Genomic DNA, 17772 nt, shown 5'->3' on the forward strand with positions numbered 1-17772 from the left:
ACAATATAGATTATGTCAATTTGCATTAAGTGAATTACAAAGGAATATAGAAATCAAAATAATGGAATAGGTTTTATTGAACGCTACAGGTTAGTACAGTATATGATGAAAATTGAGTAAATTATAACTACTATCAATTCTTCAACAGAGCAAAACTATTAATTAACCTATTAGATAATATTTTATACTTTTTGCTCTGGGGGGAATTTGGTAAATTCCATTTCTCACAGAAAGCTGAGATTGCAAGAGTAGCTTGCACTTGTATAGAATTTTTTAGAAAAGTAAGTAAAGTCTAAAATTCACGCGTTATATTTGATCTTATACGGGTATTTTCAAGAAGCAAAAATTTAATGCTTTTTTCTCGTTCCTCCTATGCGATTTGTTTTAACCTTTAATAATTTATAACTTACAAAATACAATCGTGGCTGAAAACAAATGGTTAAATTTGTGTCTTAAATCAATTCTATTTTATATGAAGCGCACTCAGCTGCATCTTTCATTTCAGTCTTAATTGGTGCACCAGGTGAAAACAATGAAAAAAAATTAAAACACGACTTACTTAAGGTAAAAAATTTCTTTGCTTTATCTATTATTGGGATATTAGAAGAAGACGAAGAAGCATGATTATCGTGTAAAGATAACGCCGGCTCTAGGCACGGCTTGTCATTAGGATCAATGAGTAACTCTTTTGTCGCACTTAAGCATAAATCATTAGAAAAGCGCTGTGGAGAAGTTCTTTTTACGAAAATATTTAAAGAACTTAAAAAATCAATTAATTCATTAGTATTACCATCCTCCCAGCTTAGACCATTTTGCTTTTTATTTGAATCGATATTAATTGCATCATGAATAAACACGACTTGATTGGGATGATGTGGGATAGCCATTTGTTCCATGACTGATAACCCCCCGCCCCGAATAACGATACAATTACTACGCACCATTATTGGAGCAATATTAGTATCATTTTGCTTTCCTAAACAAACAATGCGGCTTGCGACACTATCTCGCTCATGCGGCGGATAGCTGGCAATAATAGCTTGAATTTTTTGATAAATATGGTCTTGCAAGCCACCAAAGAGAAAAATTTTATCGTAATTATTTTTTAATAATTCTTGTACATAATCAATAGATGCCTCAGTAGCTACAGAGCTTAGCATGATTGAAGCTACTTTTGCATGAGGCGGTATAACAATGTTATCTATAATTGAATTTGATGTTTGGTTTAGCGAGCTGTTTTCACTATTCAATTCAATCTCTAAGTTAAATTTTTGAGATTTATCAAGATAGTTAATTAAAGATTTATTTTTAAATGCCGCTCGAATCATTGGATTTTGGTGTGGCTTAATATTGTGGATACCCTGAAAGTCTTTATCCTGACCAATAAAAGGCCAAACGGTGGGAAGGTGAAAATTCACGGCGTAGACATGCATTTGCGCCTTTTGATTAGGTGTTAATTTAGCCAATGTACTAAGGAAGTGTTCACAACCTGTCGTAGGTAAGTCGGTTAAATATTGGTGTATAGAAATTGGTGTAAGTAGATGAGTGCGATTTTTATTTTTTTCATTTATATACTTATTATAAGCAATCACTACATCACAAAGAAGACCTAGTTCTGTCGGTTGGGTTGAAATAATTTCGGTATAAGCTTGGCCTTGTTCAGCAGCTTGAATAAGTAAATTAAAAAAATAATTATAAATTTCTTTATAATAAAGTTGCGTGTTTAAATTTTTATGTTTAACTAACCATTTGATGTCATCAAACCTTTCCTGGCGGTGAAGCACATTAACGACAGCAACTGATTCATACCCTTGAGGATGTACATCTAACAAGAAGTCCACGTATGGACGCTGGCGCCCTTGCGTAGGGTTATTAGGATCCTTTTCATTCCTTTCAATTTTTTTCATTTCCTGCAAAAATTGTTTTTCATCAGGTAACTCAAGAACACCAAAAAAATGCAATAGCTTATTGATGAGATAACCAATTCCCGCAATTGAACTTAAATGGATCCATAAACGAACAAGCTTACTTTTAAAAGATTTTGGTTTTCGTCCAATTAATTTTGCTTGATATTGAGGAAACACTACAGGATTGTTAGATGCTTTTAGTGTATCGATAATACCCATCATTGCTGAAATATGCCCTGAGCCACCACTTGACGCAATACACAAAGGACGGCTTATTTTTAAAATCTGGCTATTTTTTGATTGATTAAGTAAAGAAGACGAAGTATAGCTATCAGGCTGTTTACTAATCAGATTAAGTATTTTTTTAAAGCTACTAATAATTATATGATCATGCATAGTTAATGGCTTCCTGCTTTTATTACTACCTTGTACAAAGTTTAGATGTGTGTGGAATGAGGTACTTTATCTGGTATATTTTTAGCTATGTGAAAATAATGCTTTTCACTTAAGCTATTAATCAACTGCTGCTCCTTAGCAGTTAAGGTATAGCCTTTTTTAATAATTCTAGATTTCTTTTTATCCATTAATAAGGCGATAACCACCCAACTATCTTCTACAATACCACCCTTCTGCCTGTAAATATGTATTTCTGGTGAATTTGTATTTAGAACTATATTACTATAAATAAGATACTAGAATTGCCTAAGATCAATAGGCATTTTATAGCTAGAGGTCTAAGGTCGCTCTACTACCTACAACGTACTTCAAGAAGTCAATGATTTCTTTGAACTTGGAGTAAGATTTTATAAATTTAAGGGTAATGTTTAATGGCATGAATGAGGAATAGAAAAACCACAAAGCCAAAACAACAGTAACGATCTTTTTTAAGATACAGGAGGCCCAACATTTATTAAGCTATGCTAATTTCCTTCCCAAAATTCTCTTTGGCAAATTTTATAATATTGTTTTGACACCGTCGTACTCTGATAGTAAGTTTAATTATTTGAAGAATAACAATATTTAGTCTTTATATTATCCTTCCTTTACCAATTCAATTATGAAAAGTAACACTTTATCTGCTTTACTGACTGCAATCAAAATGACCCTTGCAGGTATTATAGCCTGTATATTTTCATTTGTTATTCCCTGGCCCTACGGTTTTTGGGCTGTTATTACCGTGGCAGCAGTAACAAGGCCCGGATTGACTCATACTTCCCTTAAATCTATTGCCCGTGGAGTTGGTACATTGATTGGTGCCATCCTTGCTTATCTATCTGTTTTAATTGCAGGCAACAATATTTTGATATTAATTTTGTGTTTTTTTATCATTATTTCATTGAGCAGCTATCTTTCTCTTCAACGTACATTCATTAGTTATTTTGGGATTATTGTAGGAATTACGGTCATCATCATCTTGTCTATTAATAATAAATCTGAACCCATAATAACCATTATCACTCATCGAGTCTTGGATGTATTTGCTGGAATATTAGCTATATTATTAGTCAACGCCCTCCTTCGCCTTTTTTTCCAAAAAAAAGAACCCATCAAGAAAAATTTGACAGTAGAATTCGTCAGTAACTTAGAGCTGTTATTTAATTGGTCTAAGAATAAGTATTTAACTAAAACTGCTTTAGCAATTGGGCTTACCTCAAGCCTCACTTTTTTGCCTTGGTTATATTTTAAATACCCTGGAGGTTATTGGGTAACAATCTGCTGTTTATTTATTATGGAAGAAAATCTAATCAACGTGAAAGAAAAAATATGGCTAAGATTTATAGCCCATGTATTAGCAGCAATGATTGGTACAATTTCAGCACTTTTAATTGGAAAACATCTTTGGCTTACCCTAATTCCTGTCTCAATAACTTTTTTCTTTTGTGGGTATCTTATGGTTATTAATACTGTATATGGAAAAGCCGCAAATACTCTGGCCATTGCTGTTTGTATTATGCTTCTTACCGACCCACTCGAAGGTATCTCTTTTAAAATAATTGCTATGCGTTTTATTAATACAGTAATCGGTTTAGGCATAGGTTTTGTTTCCACTTGGTTTTTTATATCGAGAAATACAACGCCACCGCATCTTTTGGAACAAAATATAAAATTACGCTAATGTTGTCTCCGCATTCTGTGACGAGTAGTAGCATCTTTAATAATTAAAAAGGGTATTTTTCCCGATTGCGTTACATAAGTTCCTAAATTTTTATAATTTTTTATTCACAATTAATTGACGCTTACAAACGATAATATTTTAAAAATTACAAAGTAGCATAAACGACCATTTCTGATAAAATTTAATATCAATCTTATTATAAGGAGCCATTAATAAATGATACAAAGTCTAGGCTACAAGGTCTAAGAGATAATTTAGAATAAGCAACTATTTTAAAACGCACGTTATTTAAACTAAGAAGGTTAAGTCTTTAGAGGTAATTAAACTTGGTCCTTATAAGAAAGAGTTTCTTGAATGCTCCTCCCCAGTACTTATTGACAAAATGAATTTAAATAACTTAATAATTTCTTAATATTAGAGTGATAGTATGTGCAAAATTTATAGTACACGATTTATCTATGCCTAAATTTTTTGATAATACTACAACTAAACAGAATGATTCGAATAAAGTTGGTAAATCAGAAAATCGTCATGAAAGAGGTGAGACTTCAATCGTTAAACCATCTAAAAAGCAAAAAACGTCTCTGCTGAAGACTCCTTACCCAGACTCTGTTGTTTTCTTTGGAATATTAATGAATACTAATATTTCTTTAAAACCTGAATTTAAGCTCGAAAGAAAAGCAATGCGTTTATTGGAACTCTATCAGCTTCATAATGAATATATAGGAGCGGCGAGGCAGGAAGATTATTTAGTTGAACTCACCTCCCCTTTTGCTTTTAAAAATAGAAAAGATGAACTCTTAGATGGTGAATATAATTTTGTTTTAACATGTGAAAAAGTTCCTAAATTACTTTGTGACCAAACCTTACACCATTCTTATTTAGCTAATGGAAAAAAGGTATTAGCCACCGGTACCTTAGAATTTAAAGAAGGTACTTTAGTAGGAATTACAAATAATAGCGGACATTATCGCCCTTTAAATACAGATATATTCCCAATCATTAAAGCTCTTTACATAGCTAGTGGAAAAACATTAATAAAGTATACAAGTTTCTGCACAGAAAAACCTTTAGTCTATCCTGTAGACGAACTTATAAAAGCTCAAGATTTTTCTTCTGTTCAACCCCTGCAATTTAATGAAATCATTGATATTCACTATGGACAACGTATTACTTTATCAGGATATGATCAATTACCTAACCAAGAAATTATAAATCCACCGAGGAGATTTGGTAAAACCTTAAATAAAGAGCTTGTTAATAAATATAAAAAAATATTAAGCTTATTTGATTCTAGCATTAATAAAACTGAGTTTTTAAATCTGGAAGAAAGACAATTACTGTTAGCTAATATTAAATAAGACGAAACAACGCTGTTGCAAAAAATATAAAAAGCTATAAATATGAAATTATTGGTTAGTAAAAGATAGTTCATTATAAAGACCAATCATTCATTTATTAAATTAAATCTTTTTAAACTAAGCATGCTTTCAACCCCTCATAGCAAAAGCAGTTTTCATCAAGTGAAATTCAAGTTCAGGGTTGAGCATGTGTTTTAATTTTTCGTAGTCAGATTCTAGTTGATATAGTATGGTATTTAATTTGGTGATGTTCTCTATACGTAAGTAAACAACCTTCTGGTCTTAGTTCTCTCTTAGCTTCGGGCCGCTGCAAATGGTATTTTGGTCACCTTTCAAGGTTTATAACAATCAATCCTCTTAAGATTGTTTAGGATAATAGATCTAAAAGAACAGAAATATATAGAGATATTTATTAGGTTTATTTTTAAATTCATGTGTGAAAGGTGCCTAACGAGGCATACCTTCTTTTATATTATTTTTTAGTAACGAGTTTTTAAAATCATTTGTAATTAAAATGGAGATATTGTATTTACTTGAGAATATTGCAAAGAATTAATATTATGAGATGTAAAGAAAGCAAAAGGATTAGCCGTATTTTTGATAAACGGTTTACCTTTATTTTTTATAAATTGCTTAATAGCATTAGCATTACTATTTTCTATCACTTTCTGCTGAACTTGATCTAATTTTGCACCATATTTCATTAATAATTTAAAAATATCTATCCTATCATCTTTTAAAATTAACTTAAGTGAAGCACGCAATACTTTTGATAATAATTTAGAGCCCTTAGGGTGTTTTTGAACAATAGTAAAAAAAATTGATAAATGTTCGAGCGCAATATCTGCGACTCTCATCAAGCCACTTTCAAAAGGGAAAATTATTCTACAAAGTGCTCTTTGTAAAATAACAGCAGAATTTTTCTCCTCTCTTATCCTTTTTAAAATATATTCTACAAGGGGTGAATATGTAAAATATAAAGAATGTAATCCACTTCCATAAAGGAGCTTTAAATTATTTTTACTAAATAATTTTAAAAAATGGCTTTCTAAACTATTACTTTTTTTAGGTACATTGAATTTAACTAATCCTATAGTAATATCATGACCTAATATATTAATAATGGCATGAATAAATTTTCTTTTTGAAGAAAATTTTTGGTGTAATTTTCTGGACAGGCTATCTGGGTCGTATAAATACCATTGCTTTTTTTTTATACTATAACGAATACCAATTGCGTGAGAATGTGACGTCAAAATACAAATAGAATTTTTGACTAACGCAATATTAATGATACTTTTTAAATTTTGATGCGAAAAATGACAACCAATATTTTCATAATATTTAGGTGTTTGGATTACACCTTGATGGATGAACTCAAAGTGTCTAGCTTTTAAATTAAATAAATCAAATTGGGTAGCTAAAAATTTTTCTTTTTCAGATAAACCTTTGTAATCAATATATTCAGGAGTTATGTTATATATATTATGATGAAAAAGAATATAGTTTAAACACCGTTCAAATAATTTTTTTAAAATGACTGGCCCTTTTTCTTCTGAATTAGGTAATACAATTTTATTATTTAAAGATAATCTATTTTCATCCCATGTAGAGATAGCTCTCAATGCTGCTTTCCACCACTTTAATTTGCCTGTTAATGCCATGTATTCATAGCAAACTGACAAACCAAAACAACAACCATCATTTAAACTTTCATAATTATTATAAATACTTGATTCATCTAGGTATCCCAAGACAAGAAGAAACTTTTTAAGCTTATAGTTAATTCTAGATTGAACAAAAGGAGATTCTGGTTCATCTTCATAAAAAAAATGATAGACAGGATTATAAATATAATAATTATAATAAGTAATTAAATTTTCTGAAGTAATCATTCCAAAATGAATCATTGGCTTAACGAGGGCCTCTTTATAAGGAATCTTTAACATTAACTCTTCAGACAAGGATCTTAGACTCAAACGAGAGAAATAATCAAACATATTGTAAGTTTTACATTACCTTAAATTTTTTAAAAATTTATAAATTATTTTTCTACTTTTCATAAAATACGTCAATGAGGGAATTGAAAAAATTAAAAATTAGTAGAAAATTTAATCTGTGTAATCGATACATCCTTTTAATTATTTTCAATTATTAAAATCGATACAATGAACTCAGCTTGTTACTTAAGGTACAATGATAGAAAAATCACTGAGCACTTATCTTATACAGTTAATTAATACTATCTATAGAATGTCCTATTAAAAGAACCTTAATTATATTTAACCTCAACATATCGCCATTAATTAGACTTAACACTTACCTATACAATCGATTAAAGTAATCAAATATATTTTCTTTTTATAAAATTTGAGTGCTTGCAATAAAATTTAAATTAATTATAAGAGCTAATAGTTTGCTCATTCTTTTTTCTATTTGTTCGGCATAAAATTGTGTTAAGCAACTGAATTTATATTGATCAATTTGTATATAAAATATGGGATTGATAATATCTTTATTTTTATAAAATTACTTAGTATTTTCGGCCCTCTTACAAAAACAAGGCTGTAATATGCTATCTGAATTTTGGCATAGTAATCTAATGAATTCTAAAAATCCCATAGAGTTCAAATGGATTTTTAAAACTCATAGATAGAATTAGCTAAATCTACTTAGTATACAACCATCTTATTTTTACAACACTACTCTGGAGGTTGACTCCCCCGGTCTAGGTTTTTCATCAGGAAAAGCTAAATGCAATGCTTCAATACTTTTAGTTACTTTTTCACCTTTGTATTTTCTCGTTGAAAAAAAATAGCTGATAAAGTCTCTTGGCATATTCAGAAAAACTCCTAGGGCATTTTGTTGTGTATAAATTTTACTGAGAATTTCGTCTCCATCTTGCTTTGGTAATTCTTTAAGGTGCTTGATAAGTGCATCGGTCAATTGCTTTCGCCATAAATGCATAACATTAATTTTATATTCTACTAGCTGAAAATCTTGCGCTTTGGTATGCAGTAAAATTTGAATAATTCCTGTCATAGTTTGATGTCGATGTGAAAAAGCCAGATCAAATATAGACCGACAATCGTTATTAAAAAATTGTTCAGAATTAATATGAGGAGCTAGCATCCTGATTAAATTATCATCATTAGCTTGTATTGCTTGTTTAATTGCCAGAGGCAAATTCTGTTTTTTTGCAAGGAACTTAAGTAAATGTTCATCTCCCGTTTGGGCTGCTTCACTTAAGGAATGATTCTTATAAATATCGTTCATATCAAATTGCAATGATTCAAGTAAGGCCAGTAAGTCAGAACGTCCAGACTTAATTGCTATTTCCGCATAATCGCCAGTTGAAAATGCAAAGGTCTCCATTAGGATAGAATCACCACGAGGATTATTTTCTCTATTAAAAAGAATATTTGAATGCATTAATTCTTTTGCTAATTGCTTTGTACTATCCTCGCCCCTAAAAGCTACCCCTTCTATAGGAAGATTCAACCCTGCCAAAGTCCATTCATCTAATTGAGGATTATATTGGAGGCTAATTGAATGCATATTTGCTCCCAGAGTTAAAACAATTTCACGGGATAAGGTTTCATCGTTAGGATTAATGAGTTGAAGTACCTGTAATTTTTTACGAAGGTTAGTGAAATAATCTTGTAACTGAGTAATATTATATTGATTGGAAAGGTAATCTGTACCCAATCCTGGTAGGAGCTGGATGTTTCCTCTTGCTACTAATTCATGAGATGCAGCAATTTGGGCAACAGTGGCAATCGACTCAGTTTGATATAAGGGAGCACTATCATCACTAGTTAACCAACTTCGATTGTTTTGAGGCTCTTGATATAAAGCAACATTACCTAAGAAGGCAAAAATATCATCCATTATCTGTTTTTCTTGATTTGGGCCGCTATCAAATTTGATAAGTTGTGCTTCGAATTCTAAATGTTCTTGGCGTCGTTTTTGCTTCTGTTTATTAGCTGCTAACATGTTATATAGGTGTTGCATTCCTTCGTCATTTTCCCCCATTGCATACAAAGGCTGAATGGGGTGCATTTTTAGTTTTGGTTGTGGTTTTTGAAAAATATTTGTTTCAGATTTTACGACTTGTATATAAGTCTTTAGCCAATCTAAATTAATGGTTGCTAAGCGCTCCAATCGCTCATTAAAATCTTTCAATCTTCCAGTTAATACTGCCTGATGACGAGCTAACATATAGCCCCAGCATACTCCCCGCTCAGTAACTTTATAACCAAGCTCTATCATGATTTTCGTAATATTAACCATGGCCATAGGCGTTTCTACTTAAAAGTTAAATTATAATTAATAATTATAGGTAATAAATGTCTAAATATTAATCAGATTAATTTTTCTGTAGTAAAAATGAGGCCTCTTTACGAAAAGCTGAAGGCTATATTTGCAGATATGACTTTGCTTTAAATTACTGCTTGTTTTCCTGAGGCATCTTTCTTAAAGAAATCATGATTTTGGATTCATTATAAGCCTAAATAAGTCTTGCTAAAGAGTCTCACAAAACGACCGTATTTGAGACTTTTCTTGCTCAGAACATCCTGATTAATTATCGCAATAATAAGCTAGAATCTGATTACTAAAAGTTTAAAAATGTACCGCTTACTCTATTATTAAGGCTTTAAAATTATGCGCATGTTTAGAACAGGACAGCTTAATATCTGGATAGTTGGCAAGCAAAATGAAATTTCATTTATCACCAGTTATTTCACATTTACAGCTGAAATCAGCACTGAATTGATATTTATGCAACTTTTATAATTTCTGCAATATGTCCCATTATAATATTCCCTCCTTTTTATAATTAACTGTTATCACATAAATTAGCTTTTCTAACATCTAGTATGTTAATCTCAAGCCGTTTTTGTATTCTATCAAAAATACTTATTAGGAGCAGCAGAATGAATAATCAAAATAATAATCGTTTTACAACTGGTTTATTTGACACTCGTGAATCAGCGGAAAAAGCTTATGAAGAAGCCATTCAAAAAGGATATAAACCTGAAGAAATTACGGTATTGATGTCTGATGAGTCACGTAAAAAATACTACGACTCTGAATTAGTACAAATGCAAGATGGAAGTAAGGCGATGGAAGGTATGGCAGTTGGTGGTGCTACTGGTGCGGTTATAGGTGGTACACTTGCAGCTATCGCGGCTATGGGCACAAGTCTTATTCTTCCTGGTTTAGGGTTAATCGTTGCTGGCCCCTTAGCTGCAGGAATAGCTGGCGCTGGCGCAGGAAGTGTTACCGGTGGTTTAATTGGCTCCTTAGTTGGTTGGGGTATTCCTGAAGAGCGTGCCAAGTTTTATGAAAAAGGGATTAAATCAGGTGGTATTATTCTCGGAGTAGAAGATAAAGACCATTTAAATTTAGAAAATAGTTGGTCAAAATATCACACTAGTAATATTTAAGTGCAAACAATTTAAGAGAGGCATGCCTCTCTTAAATTAGCTCAAATATAATGAACTATCCTACCATTAAGTTAGCAATTTACTACTGGCTTAGTATTTAAATTGGCTCTGTTGCAAAAAGATTACAGGTAAAAAATCTTAAATTTTGAATAGACCTCAACTGTAAAGCCCAAATTGTCCGTTGATAAAAAAACTCTTTCATTCCATACATCCACTTATTAAATTGTCCTTTTCTACATATTCGCATTACTCAAATAAAGTATCGAAATAATCGCTTGGAAGCGGATCATGATAAGCTTAAATAGCTAATAAATCCTGTTCGAGGATTTCAATCTATGAAGAATACGTACATAACAATCAAAGGATTTGAAATCATATGCATGTTCAAAAAAGGACAATTTAATAAGCGGATGTATGTTATAAGTACCGAAGTCTCTTTTATTAGTGAACAATTCGGCTTATACAAGTTAGATCTGTATAAAATTTATGATTTTTTACCTGTAATCTTTTTTGCAACAGATCCGCCAATCTTTATTGATAATCAGCTTTGGATAAAGAGCTTGTTTAACTAAAATTGACTGAGAGATATTTATTCAAAGTGGGATACAAACGTGCTATTACGCAATTATAAGTAAGGGATATTATTATGCTACAAGAAGAAAAAATTTCCCCGCCAAATAAACTGGAGCAAAACAACACAACAATCTTAGTACCGTATGACGTTATCGAAGTAATAGCATCTAAATACCTTTTTTCAAAAAGGGCAATTCTATACGTAGCTATATGGAACACGGACTAAAATCTCTTTTATTAATGAACAATTCGTAATATACAGTTGAATTCTATCTAAAGTTAAACATGTTTGAAATCTAACTATTTTTGTAGCACTAGTTTATTGCTATATATGACATTTATCTGCCCCACGATCGCTTAATTGCTTAAGAAATTCATTTATAGGTGAACTTAAGGTAGTATACGTTAACGTTTCAAAAGTAATCCATGTATTTTTAGAAACATTTTGATCATTAATTAAATCAAAGTTTGCTGTGAGACTAAGAATTAGCTGAGTACAAAAATTATTAATTAATTCTTTATCCTGCCCATTAAACTGATCTAAAGGCATAGCAGAAAAGATAGCAGGATTTGCAAAAGTTACTCCAGAAAATAACAAAAAAACAGTCACAAGAAATTTATTATACATTATCGCCATCCAAATCAAAGTGGTTATAAATTATAACTATTGATCATAATTATGTCCATAAAATTACTGATTAAATAACATATATGGTAAATAAATCGTTTACTGTCGATTTAATTCTTTGCTCTTTTCACTAGAAAAAAAGAAAATACAATGGCAGTTGGATATATTTGCTTTCGTACCTAGAGGCTAGGTTTAGTCTAATAACTTAGTAAACCTATCAAATTTTACTAACTGAGATATACACAGCTCTCGCTGTTGATCTTAAAGTACAAAATCCATCGGTATGGCTCATAATAAGATAGAAACATAATTTATTTTTACACATTAAATCATGGCTATTAAGTTATAATTAAGCGAATAAAATAATGTCCTTTGACCCTTAAGAACATTACATTCCCTTTTTCTTAGCCTCATAGAGTGCTAGATTTGCTCTAGAAATTAAATCGTTAATACTTGTGTCTTGTTTATTTACTAATATTGCACCGATTTTATTCTTCTTTAATAAGCCATGCTTTTTAGATGATTTAAAATCAGCTCGGTATTTACTTTAAAACGAAGTAAAGGTAGTATCTTGAAAACTGAAACAAAAATCAAGAGAGTCTTTATGACGCATGGTGGTAAACGAGTGGGTGCTGGCCGTCCTAAAGGTAGTGGACGATATGGCGAAAGTACTTGTACGGTTCGTGTCCCCCGTTCGCGCTTAAATGCTGTGAAAGCCTCTTTGTCGACAAGCCCATTAAAGGTCGGTCTTCCTTTTTTCTCAACCACTATTCGTGCAGGGTGTCCTACACCGATTGATGACAGTAGAGAAGAATATATTGATCTAAATACCCATCTTGCTGCTCAACCCGAATCAACATTTTTAGTCACAGCCTCTGGTGACTCCATGATAGATGCAGATATCTATGAGGGTGACATGCTTGTTGTTGACAGCAAAGTAGAAGCTTGCTCAGGGGATATTGTTATTGCAGTCATTCATGGTGATGCAACGGTTAAACGCTTAGCTATTTTAGACCATGAAATTCAATTATTGCCTGAAAATCCTCATTATCAGCCTATTAAATTGAGTGCTGATATGGAATTTAAATTGTTAGGCGTGGTGACTCATATTATTCATCGTGTTAAGTAAAGGAGCCTTGTTATGAAAAGTTTATTTAATTCCCTCTTTAACGCAAAGCACAAGTTAAAAAGAAAAACACTTGCCATTGTTGCTCAAGATAGAAAGGTTATTAACCCTGCCATCGATTGTAAAAAAATAAAAAATCAGGGTAAACCTTAAAAAGTTTACATGAACCAAGAAGTAGCTAATTAAACTATGTAAAAAACAACCTCTTTCGTTTTGCCATAAGTATTAAGGGTAGATTGGCTATGTTTCAAACCAATCTATAATTAAAGACTGTAATCAATTACAAGCGCTCATGTTCGCCAATATTTGGGCGCTTTCCAGTTAAATAAGCGCTAGCATATTTAAAGAGTTGGGTTGCTCTACTTTCTTTTCCCTGCCAATATTCAGCTTGATAGGATTCTACTTTAATTAATGTGACAGAAGGGTCGTCTTTTCCCTGTGGAAACCAAGCTGCTACAAAAGGGTTCCACATTTGTTCGATTAGCTCTTTATCTCTAGCTAAGGAAGCTTTTCCTGAGATAGAGACATACGTTTGAGCTTTTGGGCAGCTAAAGGATAAACAGACGTCGTGATGCTTATCTATTTCGTCTGTCTTCTCCGTAGGATTTTCTGTGAAAAAATAAAAATTTCCGTCAAAGTTTTTTTGCACTAAATGCATGGGTCGAGCTTGTAATACCCCTTCTACATCCGTAACTAACATGGCAACTTCTAAGGGTTTAACTAAATCCCATAAGGTTTTTGCTTCTTCTGACGATAACATAGGTGCTCCGTTATTTATCTTGATTAGATAACTAAGATGGTAACAGATATTTCGTCAAAATAAATTAGTATATTATTTTATTTGTATTTGTGACATTTTATGTCAATAAAATTGACTCAAATATTTGTGTGTGCTAATTTAGATACACGCTTCTATAAAAAACTAACTAGGAAATAAATATGTCTGATTACAACAATACTTCAGAAATGGTTAAAAAAGGAAAAAACTACCTTCATGAAGAAGGGGGCAGATTATTAGAGCAAGGCGCACAAGAAGTAAAAGAGTCTGGTAAAGACTGGTGGGCTTATGTTGAAAGTCACCCTATCCAATCTATGTTTTTTGGGGTTATTGGTTATTTTGCCTTAAAAGGATTACTTAAAAATTAAATTTTAAATAGTCTGTTTATTAAATCTTAATTATTTTCTTATATTGTTAAGTTAAGGCTCAAATGGCTTTAGCTTAGCAATTTTATTTTCTCGTGTTTAATACTAAGCTTCTAAACTGATATTATAATGTTTAAACTAATTTCAAAGTTAAGTTAATAAGGCTTTCTAAAGTAATTAAGTTGCTCAGTCAATACAAAATCTTTAAAGCATTAATTAAAAAAGCTTGGCACCCTTGCCTGTATGGAAATACATGCAGCTAGTATTAGAGTAATTATTAATAAGACTGAATTTTTATAAGCTTATATAAAAAATTCTTAAGAATAGATTAATAAAATAAGGCTCTAACATTAAGAGTCACAGCCTTATAATTAATACTATTAATTGATATAAATAATAAATATCCATGTTCGATGACAGCAAAGTGCTGTCCATTTTTTATCTGATAAAACTAGGTTTTCGACAATCATTTCACAAAGAATCAATTAGTCAAATTTAGAGTAAAAAATTATTAATACATACCAGGCTGGTTATTCTCTTCATGCCCATGTCTATGGTTTTTATCTTCACCGGGAGTACCAAAAAATCTGTTGCGATCTATTATCACAGCTACGGGGGGCACGAGCTTATTGATTTTATCAAAACTAAGTTGACGAGCTTCAAAAACAGAAATTTTGTTGGCAAGAATTAATGGTGTGGCTCTGTACAGTTTATCAATAGATTCCATATTGTAATGACAAGCTTCAAAAACAGAAATCTTGTTAGCCAGAATTAATGGTGTAGCTCTGTGCAGTTTATCAATGGATTCCATATTGTAATGACGGGCTTCAAAAGGCGAGAGTTTATCAGCGAGAATGAGCTCAGCTACTTGACTCATTTTTTCTATTGCTTCAGTGTTTGTTTGACGAGCTTCAAAAACAGAAATCTTGTTGGCAAGAATTAATGGTGTAGCTCTGTACAGTTTATCAATGGATTCCATATTGTAATGACGAGCATCAAAAGGCGAAAGTTTATCAGCGAGAATGAGCTCAGCTACTTGACTCATTTTTTCTACTTCTTCAGTACTTGCTTGTCTAATATCATAAGTCGAAATTTTATTAGCTAAGATTAAATCGTTTACATTGGGTTGATACGATACTTTAAACATAGATACTCCGGTAATTGAAAAATTTACCTATTCTATATAGGGATACATCGAAAAAAGTATTATACAAACTGCTTATATAACTACCTTTTTCTTTTATTGCAAGGAAATTAAGTTTAATTTTCTCTCGGATAGGTAATTTGTATAGGTCTTTTAGTTCGATTTGCTTTTGTGAAGGAAGTTAGATTATGGGCCTGAGCAGATGTGGAATTTATAATATTGTGGACAGTTTAGTGCCGAGGTAATAGTTTCTTTTCCCCTTCTAAAACATGAAAGAAATAGGTTTGATAAAAAAGTATTAATTCAGTGATGTAATATTGCGTATTTTTTTGAGCTTGCTATGGCATAACTTGAGTCGATTGATTGGTAAAGAGATAGTTGCTCCTCATGGATGAGGATTAATCGATGTTAATTACATTTGTAAAATTTACTAGACTTAAGTTTTCCTACTTCTTAAATTTTTATCTATATCTATATTTCATTTTTTTATTAACTGGAGATTCTTCAAACTTATCATCAGTACTCGATTGTGAAGCTTGGAAGAAACCTAGTGTATAATGAGAGGAAACAAATGTATTGGGTGGTGATGTAGAAGTTGGTGTCTTGCTAATAGGTTCTGATTCTACGCTAGCAGGTGATGGGATATTTGAAAGGAAATTAGTGGGGTCTTTAAAATAGTCATACATTTCCATGGCATTAAAATCGACTTCCTCTCTTCTAATTGAATGCTCTAATTCGCTTGATTCCACCTGATGGGTATCAAAATCGTCTATTGCAGATAGCAAGTCGTTTTCAGCACTTTGCCCCTGGGCAGTCCGCGTAATACATTCTAAATTAATTAATTGATTTTCAGAATTGAGTAATTGCCCGCTTACTATTACACCTTTTTTTCGGGTAATATTTTGTAAAGCATTTTCTTCTATAGGAAATAGGTACTTTATGCCTGTGCCAGAATACACCCAAACCCTTTGGCGTTGCCACTGTTTAGCCTTGGTAATCGCTTCTAAAGTTACCCATTCACCTTTGGTATCTCGTAGTTGACCTTTAACTGCTACTCCGTTTACCTTAACGACATTATGCAAAAGACTTGTGTCTACGGGCCCTTTATATACCTGATCAGTCCGTGATAGTAGCCAAACTCTTTGTTTCTCTATAGGCTGGGTTGTTAATTCTAAATTAGCTGATTCTCTTTCATTGCTTTGCAGTTGGTTACTTATTATTGAGCCTTGCTTTTTCTGATTATTTTTTGAAGTTCTTGTATTTATTACAGGCTCTTGGTTTACCATTTCAGCCCTGTATTTGCACAAATACTTTGTTCTTGTAGTACACGGTTTGTAAGTAATTTTAAATTAATTAATTTACCTTCGTTATTTCGTAGTTGACCACTGGGAATTATACCTCTTTTTTTCTTAACATTTTCGGCAGTGTTGCAAAAAATAAGATAATTGTATACTAAGTGGATTTAGCTAATTACTTCTATGAGCTTAAAAAATCCTTCTGATTTCAAATGGCTTCATTTACACGGCGAAGTAACCCTGCAATATGTCCATTGGTATTGTAAATACGGCATCAGCTATAGAGATTTAGAAGAAATGATGGTGGAACGTGGCCTTGAACTAAATCATACGACCGTGTACCGCTGGATTCAGCATTACGTACCTAAGCTTAAAAAACGGCTTGAATGGCATAAGCAACGTTATGCCAGGCGGTGGCACTTGGATGAGACCTATCAGGGTTAAAGGCAAATAGAAATACTTGTATCGAGCCATTGATGAAAGTGGTAACACCATTGATTTTTACTTATCCTATCGGCGTAATGCCAAAGCGGCGAAACGGTTTCTCAAGAAATTGATAAAAAACAATCCTACCTGCGATGTTAGTGTCATTAATACCGAATATTCCCCCACGCATAGAGGAATTTAGTTCAAAAAAAATTCGCCGCTATGGTGAGCAAGACATTAGTCGTCTACAATTCATTCTTTCAGCAAAGAAGGCCGGTTTTACTTTAAAGGAGATAAAAGAGTTATTAGAGCTTGACGCCCAAAATGATCGGGAGCGTGTAAGAGGTATTGCTCAAAATCGGATTGCAAAAATCGATATCCAGATTCTTGAGCTTAAAGAAGCCCGAAATGCACTTTATCATTTAATTAAAGAATGTAAGAAGACTGATTCCAAACCCTGCCCCATCCTCACCGCTTTTGTGCAAAAATAAAGTTATAAAATTTTAGATTAATACTGCGGCATTAATCTATTTTAATTAGCTAGCCAAATTTTAAACAGGTAATTTAAGTCTCAAAAACGACCCTTCATGAGACTAACACTTT

The 17772-nt window shown here is 32.1% G+C and carries 16 protein-coding genes; 9 read left to right on the forward strand and 7 right to left on the reverse strand.

What is annotated here, in order from left to right; translation table 11 throughout:
• Window positions 1–452: 452 nt before the first annotated feature.
• Window positions 453–2303, reverse strand: coding sequence for a hypothetical protein (locus DYH30_RS10965; RefSeq protein WP_115331701.1), 1851 nt, complete (start codon window positions 2301–2303; stop codon window positions 453–455).
• Window positions 2304–2964: 661 nt separating this feature from the next.
• Here DYH30_RS10965 and DYH30_RS10970 point away from each other — a divergent pair.
• The gene (locus DYH30_RS10970) at window positions 2965–4023 is read left to right on the forward strand and encodes an FUSC family protein (protein ID WP_115331702.1); all 1059 of its coding nucleotides are present in this window, start codon (window positions 2965–2967) and stop codon (window positions 4021–4023) included.
• A 458-nt stretch (window positions 4024–4481) separates the two neighbouring features.
• The gene (locus tag DYH30_RS10975) at window positions 4482–5384 is read left to right on the forward strand and encodes a hypothetical protein (protein WP_115331703.1); all 903 of its coding nucleotides are present in this window, start codon (window positions 4482–4484) and stop codon (window positions 5382–5384) included.
• A gap of 509 nt (window positions 5385–5893) precedes the next feature.
• Here DYH30_RS10975 and DYH30_RS10980 read toward each other — a convergent pair.
• On the reverse strand, window positions 5894–7333 hold the full coding sequence (locus DYH30_RS10980; RefSeq protein WP_115331704.1) for a hypothetical protein: 1440 nt from the start codon (window positions 7331–7333) through the stop codon (window positions 5894–5896).
• Between the two features lie 745 nt (window positions 7334–8078).
• Entirely contained in the window at window positions 8079–9683 is a 1605-nt protein-coding gene (locus tag DYH30_RS10985) for a hypothetical protein (protein ID WP_115331705.1), read from the reverse strand.
• A gap of 638 nt (window positions 9684–10321) precedes the next feature.
• On the opposite strand from DYH30_RS10985, the gene DYH30_RS10990 reads away from it, so the two are divergent.
• Window positions 10322–10834: a hypothetical protein gene (locus DYH30_RS10990; protein ID WP_115331706.1), complete on the forward strand. Its 513-nt coding sequence runs from the start codon at window positions 10322–10324 to the stop codon at window positions 10832–10834.
• Window positions 10835–11732: 898 nt separating this feature from the next.
• Here DYH30_RS10990 and DYH30_RS11000 read toward each other — a convergent pair.
• A complete protein-coding gene (locus DYH30_RS11000; protein ID WP_115331707.1) occupies window positions 11733–12035 on the reverse strand; it encodes a hypothetical protein in 303 nt (100 codons plus the stop codon).
• A 571-nt stretch (window positions 12036–12606) separates the two neighbouring features.
• Between DYH30_RS11000 and DYH30_RS11010 the strand changes: the two genes are divergently transcribed.
• Both DYH30_RS11010 and DYH30_RS17985 read left to right on the forward strand, forming a co-directional pair.
• Window positions 12607–13164, forward strand: a complete 558-nt coding sequence (locus tag DYH30_RS11010; protein WP_242604727.1) for a LexA family protein — start codon at window positions 12607–12609, stop codon at window positions 13162–13164.
• Between the two features lie 12 nt (window positions 13165–13176).
• On the forward strand, window positions 13177–13314 hold the full coding sequence (locus DYH30_RS17985; RefSeq protein ID WP_160116200.1) for a hypothetical protein: 138 nt from the start codon (window positions 13177–13179) through the stop codon (window positions 13312–13314).
• Between the two features lie 127 nt (window positions 13315–13441).
• On the opposite strand, the gene DYH30_RS11015 is transcribed toward DYH30_RS17985, so the two are convergent.
• Window positions 13442–13921 (reverse strand): pyridoxamine 5'-phosphate oxidase family protein, encoded by a 480-nt coding sequence (locus DYH30_RS11015; protein WP_115331709.1) that lies wholly within the window; start codon window positions 13919–13921, stop codon window positions 13442–13444.
• A gap of 179 nt (window positions 13922–14100) precedes the next feature.
• Here DYH30_RS11015 and DYH30_RS11020 point away from each other — a divergent pair, with 179 nt between their 5' ends.
• Window positions 14101–14307, forward strand: coding sequence for a hypothetical protein (locus DYH30_RS11020; protein WP_115331710.1), 207 nt, complete (start codon window positions 14101–14103; stop codon window positions 14305–14307).
• Between the two features lie 508 nt (window positions 14308–14815).
• Here the strand turns inward: DYH30_RS11020 and DYH30_RS11025 are convergent.
• Window positions 14816–15451 carry a hypothetical protein gene (locus tag DYH30_RS11025; protein WP_115331711.1) on the reverse strand — a complete coding sequence of 212 codons (636 nt, stop codon included), beginning with the start codon at window positions 15449–15451 and terminating at the stop codon, window positions 14816–14818.
• Between the two features lie 458 nt (window positions 15452–15909).
• On the reverse strand, window positions 15910–16734 hold the full coding sequence (locus tag DYH30_RS11030; protein WP_115331712.1) for a hypothetical protein: 825 nt from the start codon (window positions 16732–16734) through the stop codon (window positions 15910–15912).
• Between the two features lie 306 nt (window positions 16735–17040).
• On the opposite strand from DYH30_RS11030, the gene DYH30_RS18315 reads away from it, so the two are divergent.
• From DYH30_RS18315 to DYH30_RS11040, 3 genes are read left to right on the forward strand one after another with little or no spacing between them, the layout of a single operon-like run.
• Window positions 17041–17187: a hypothetical protein gene (locus DYH30_RS18315; protein WP_242604801.1), complete on the forward strand. Its 147-nt coding sequence runs from the start codon at window positions 17041–17043 to the stop codon at window positions 17185–17187.
• A gap of 16 nt (window positions 17188–17203) precedes the next feature.
• Window positions 17204–17371: a transposase gene (locus DYH30_RS18320; RefSeq protein WP_242604800.1), complete on the forward strand. Its 168-nt coding sequence runs from the start codon at window positions 17204–17206 to the stop codon at window positions 17369–17371.
• Window positions 17322–17660, forward strand: coding sequence for a MerR family DNA-binding protein (locus DYH30_RS11040; RefSeq protein WP_115331713.1), 339 nt, complete (start codon window positions 17322–17324; stop codon window positions 17658–17660). The genes DYH30_RS18320 and DYH30_RS11040 overlap by 50 nt, the downstream gene beginning before the upstream one ends.
• The last annotated feature ends 112 nt before the right edge of the window (window positions 17661–17772 follow it).

Origin of the sequence: Legionella busanensis (assembly GCF_900461525.1) — a bacterium.
Classification (GTDB): domain Bacteria; phylum Pseudomonadota; class Gammaproteobacteria; order Legionellales; family Legionellaceae; genus Legionella_C; species Legionella_C busanensis.

What these genes read in the sequence shown, in the direction of transcription:
- DYH30_RS10965 (WP_115331701.1), bottom strand. Translation starts at nt 2,303, where the DNA reads ATGCATGATCATATAATTATTAGTAGCTTTAAAAAAATACTTAATCTG.
- DYH30_RS10970 (WP_115331702.1), top strand. Translation starts at nt 2,965, where the DNA reads ATGAAAAGTAACACTTTATCTGCTTTACTGACTGCAATCAAAATGACC.
- DYH30_RS10975 (WP_115331703.1), top strand. Translation starts at nt 4,482, where the DNA reads ATGCCTAAATTTTTTGATAATACTACAACTAAACAGAATGATTCGAAT.
- DYH30_RS10980 (WP_115331704.1), bottom strand. Translation starts at nt 7,333, where the DNA reads ATGTTAAAGATTCCTTATAAAGAGGCCCTCGTTAAGCCAATGATTCAT.
- DYH30_RS10985 (WP_115331705.1), bottom strand. Translation starts at nt 9,683, where the DNA reads ATGGCCATGGTTAATATTACGAAAATCATGATAGAGCTTGGTTATAAA.
- DYH30_RS10990 (WP_115331706.1), top strand. Translation starts at nt 10,322, where the DNA reads ATGAATAATCAAAATAATAATCGTTTTACAACTGGTTTATTTGACACT.
- DYH30_RS11000 (WP_115331707.1), bottom strand. Translation starts at nt 12,035, where the DNA reads ATGTATAATAAATTTCTTGTGACTGTTTTTTTGTTATTTTCTGGAGTA.
- DYH30_RS17985 (WP_160116200.1), top strand. Translation starts at nt 13,177, where the DNA reads ATGAAAAGTTTATTTAATTCCCTCTTTAACGCAAAGCACAAGTTAAAA.
- DYH30_RS11015 (WP_115331709.1), bottom strand. Translation starts at nt 13,921, where the DNA reads ATGTTATCGTCAGAAGAAGCAAAAACCTTATGGGATTTAGTTAAACCC.
- DYH30_RS11020 (WP_115331710.1), top strand. Translation starts at nt 14,101, where the DNA reads ATGTCTGATTACAACAATACTTCAGAAATGGTTAAAAAAGGAAAAAAC.
- DYH30_RS11025 (WP_115331711.1), bottom strand. Translation starts at nt 15,451, where the DNA reads ATGTTTAAAGTATCGTATCAACCCAATGTAAACGATTTAATCTTAGCT.
- DYH30_RS11030 (WP_115331712.1), bottom strand. Translation starts at nt 16,734, where the DNA reads ATGGTAAACCAAGAGCCTGTAATAAATACAAGAACTTCAAAAAATAAT.
- DYH30_RS18315 (WP_242604801.1), top strand. Translation starts at nt 17,041, where the DNA reads ATGATGGTGGAACGTGGCCTTGAACTAAATCATACGACCGTGTACCGC.
- DYH30_RS11040 (WP_115331713.1), top strand. Translation starts at nt 17,322, where the DNA reads ATGTTAGTGTCATTAATACCGAATATTCCCCCACGCATAGAGGAATTT.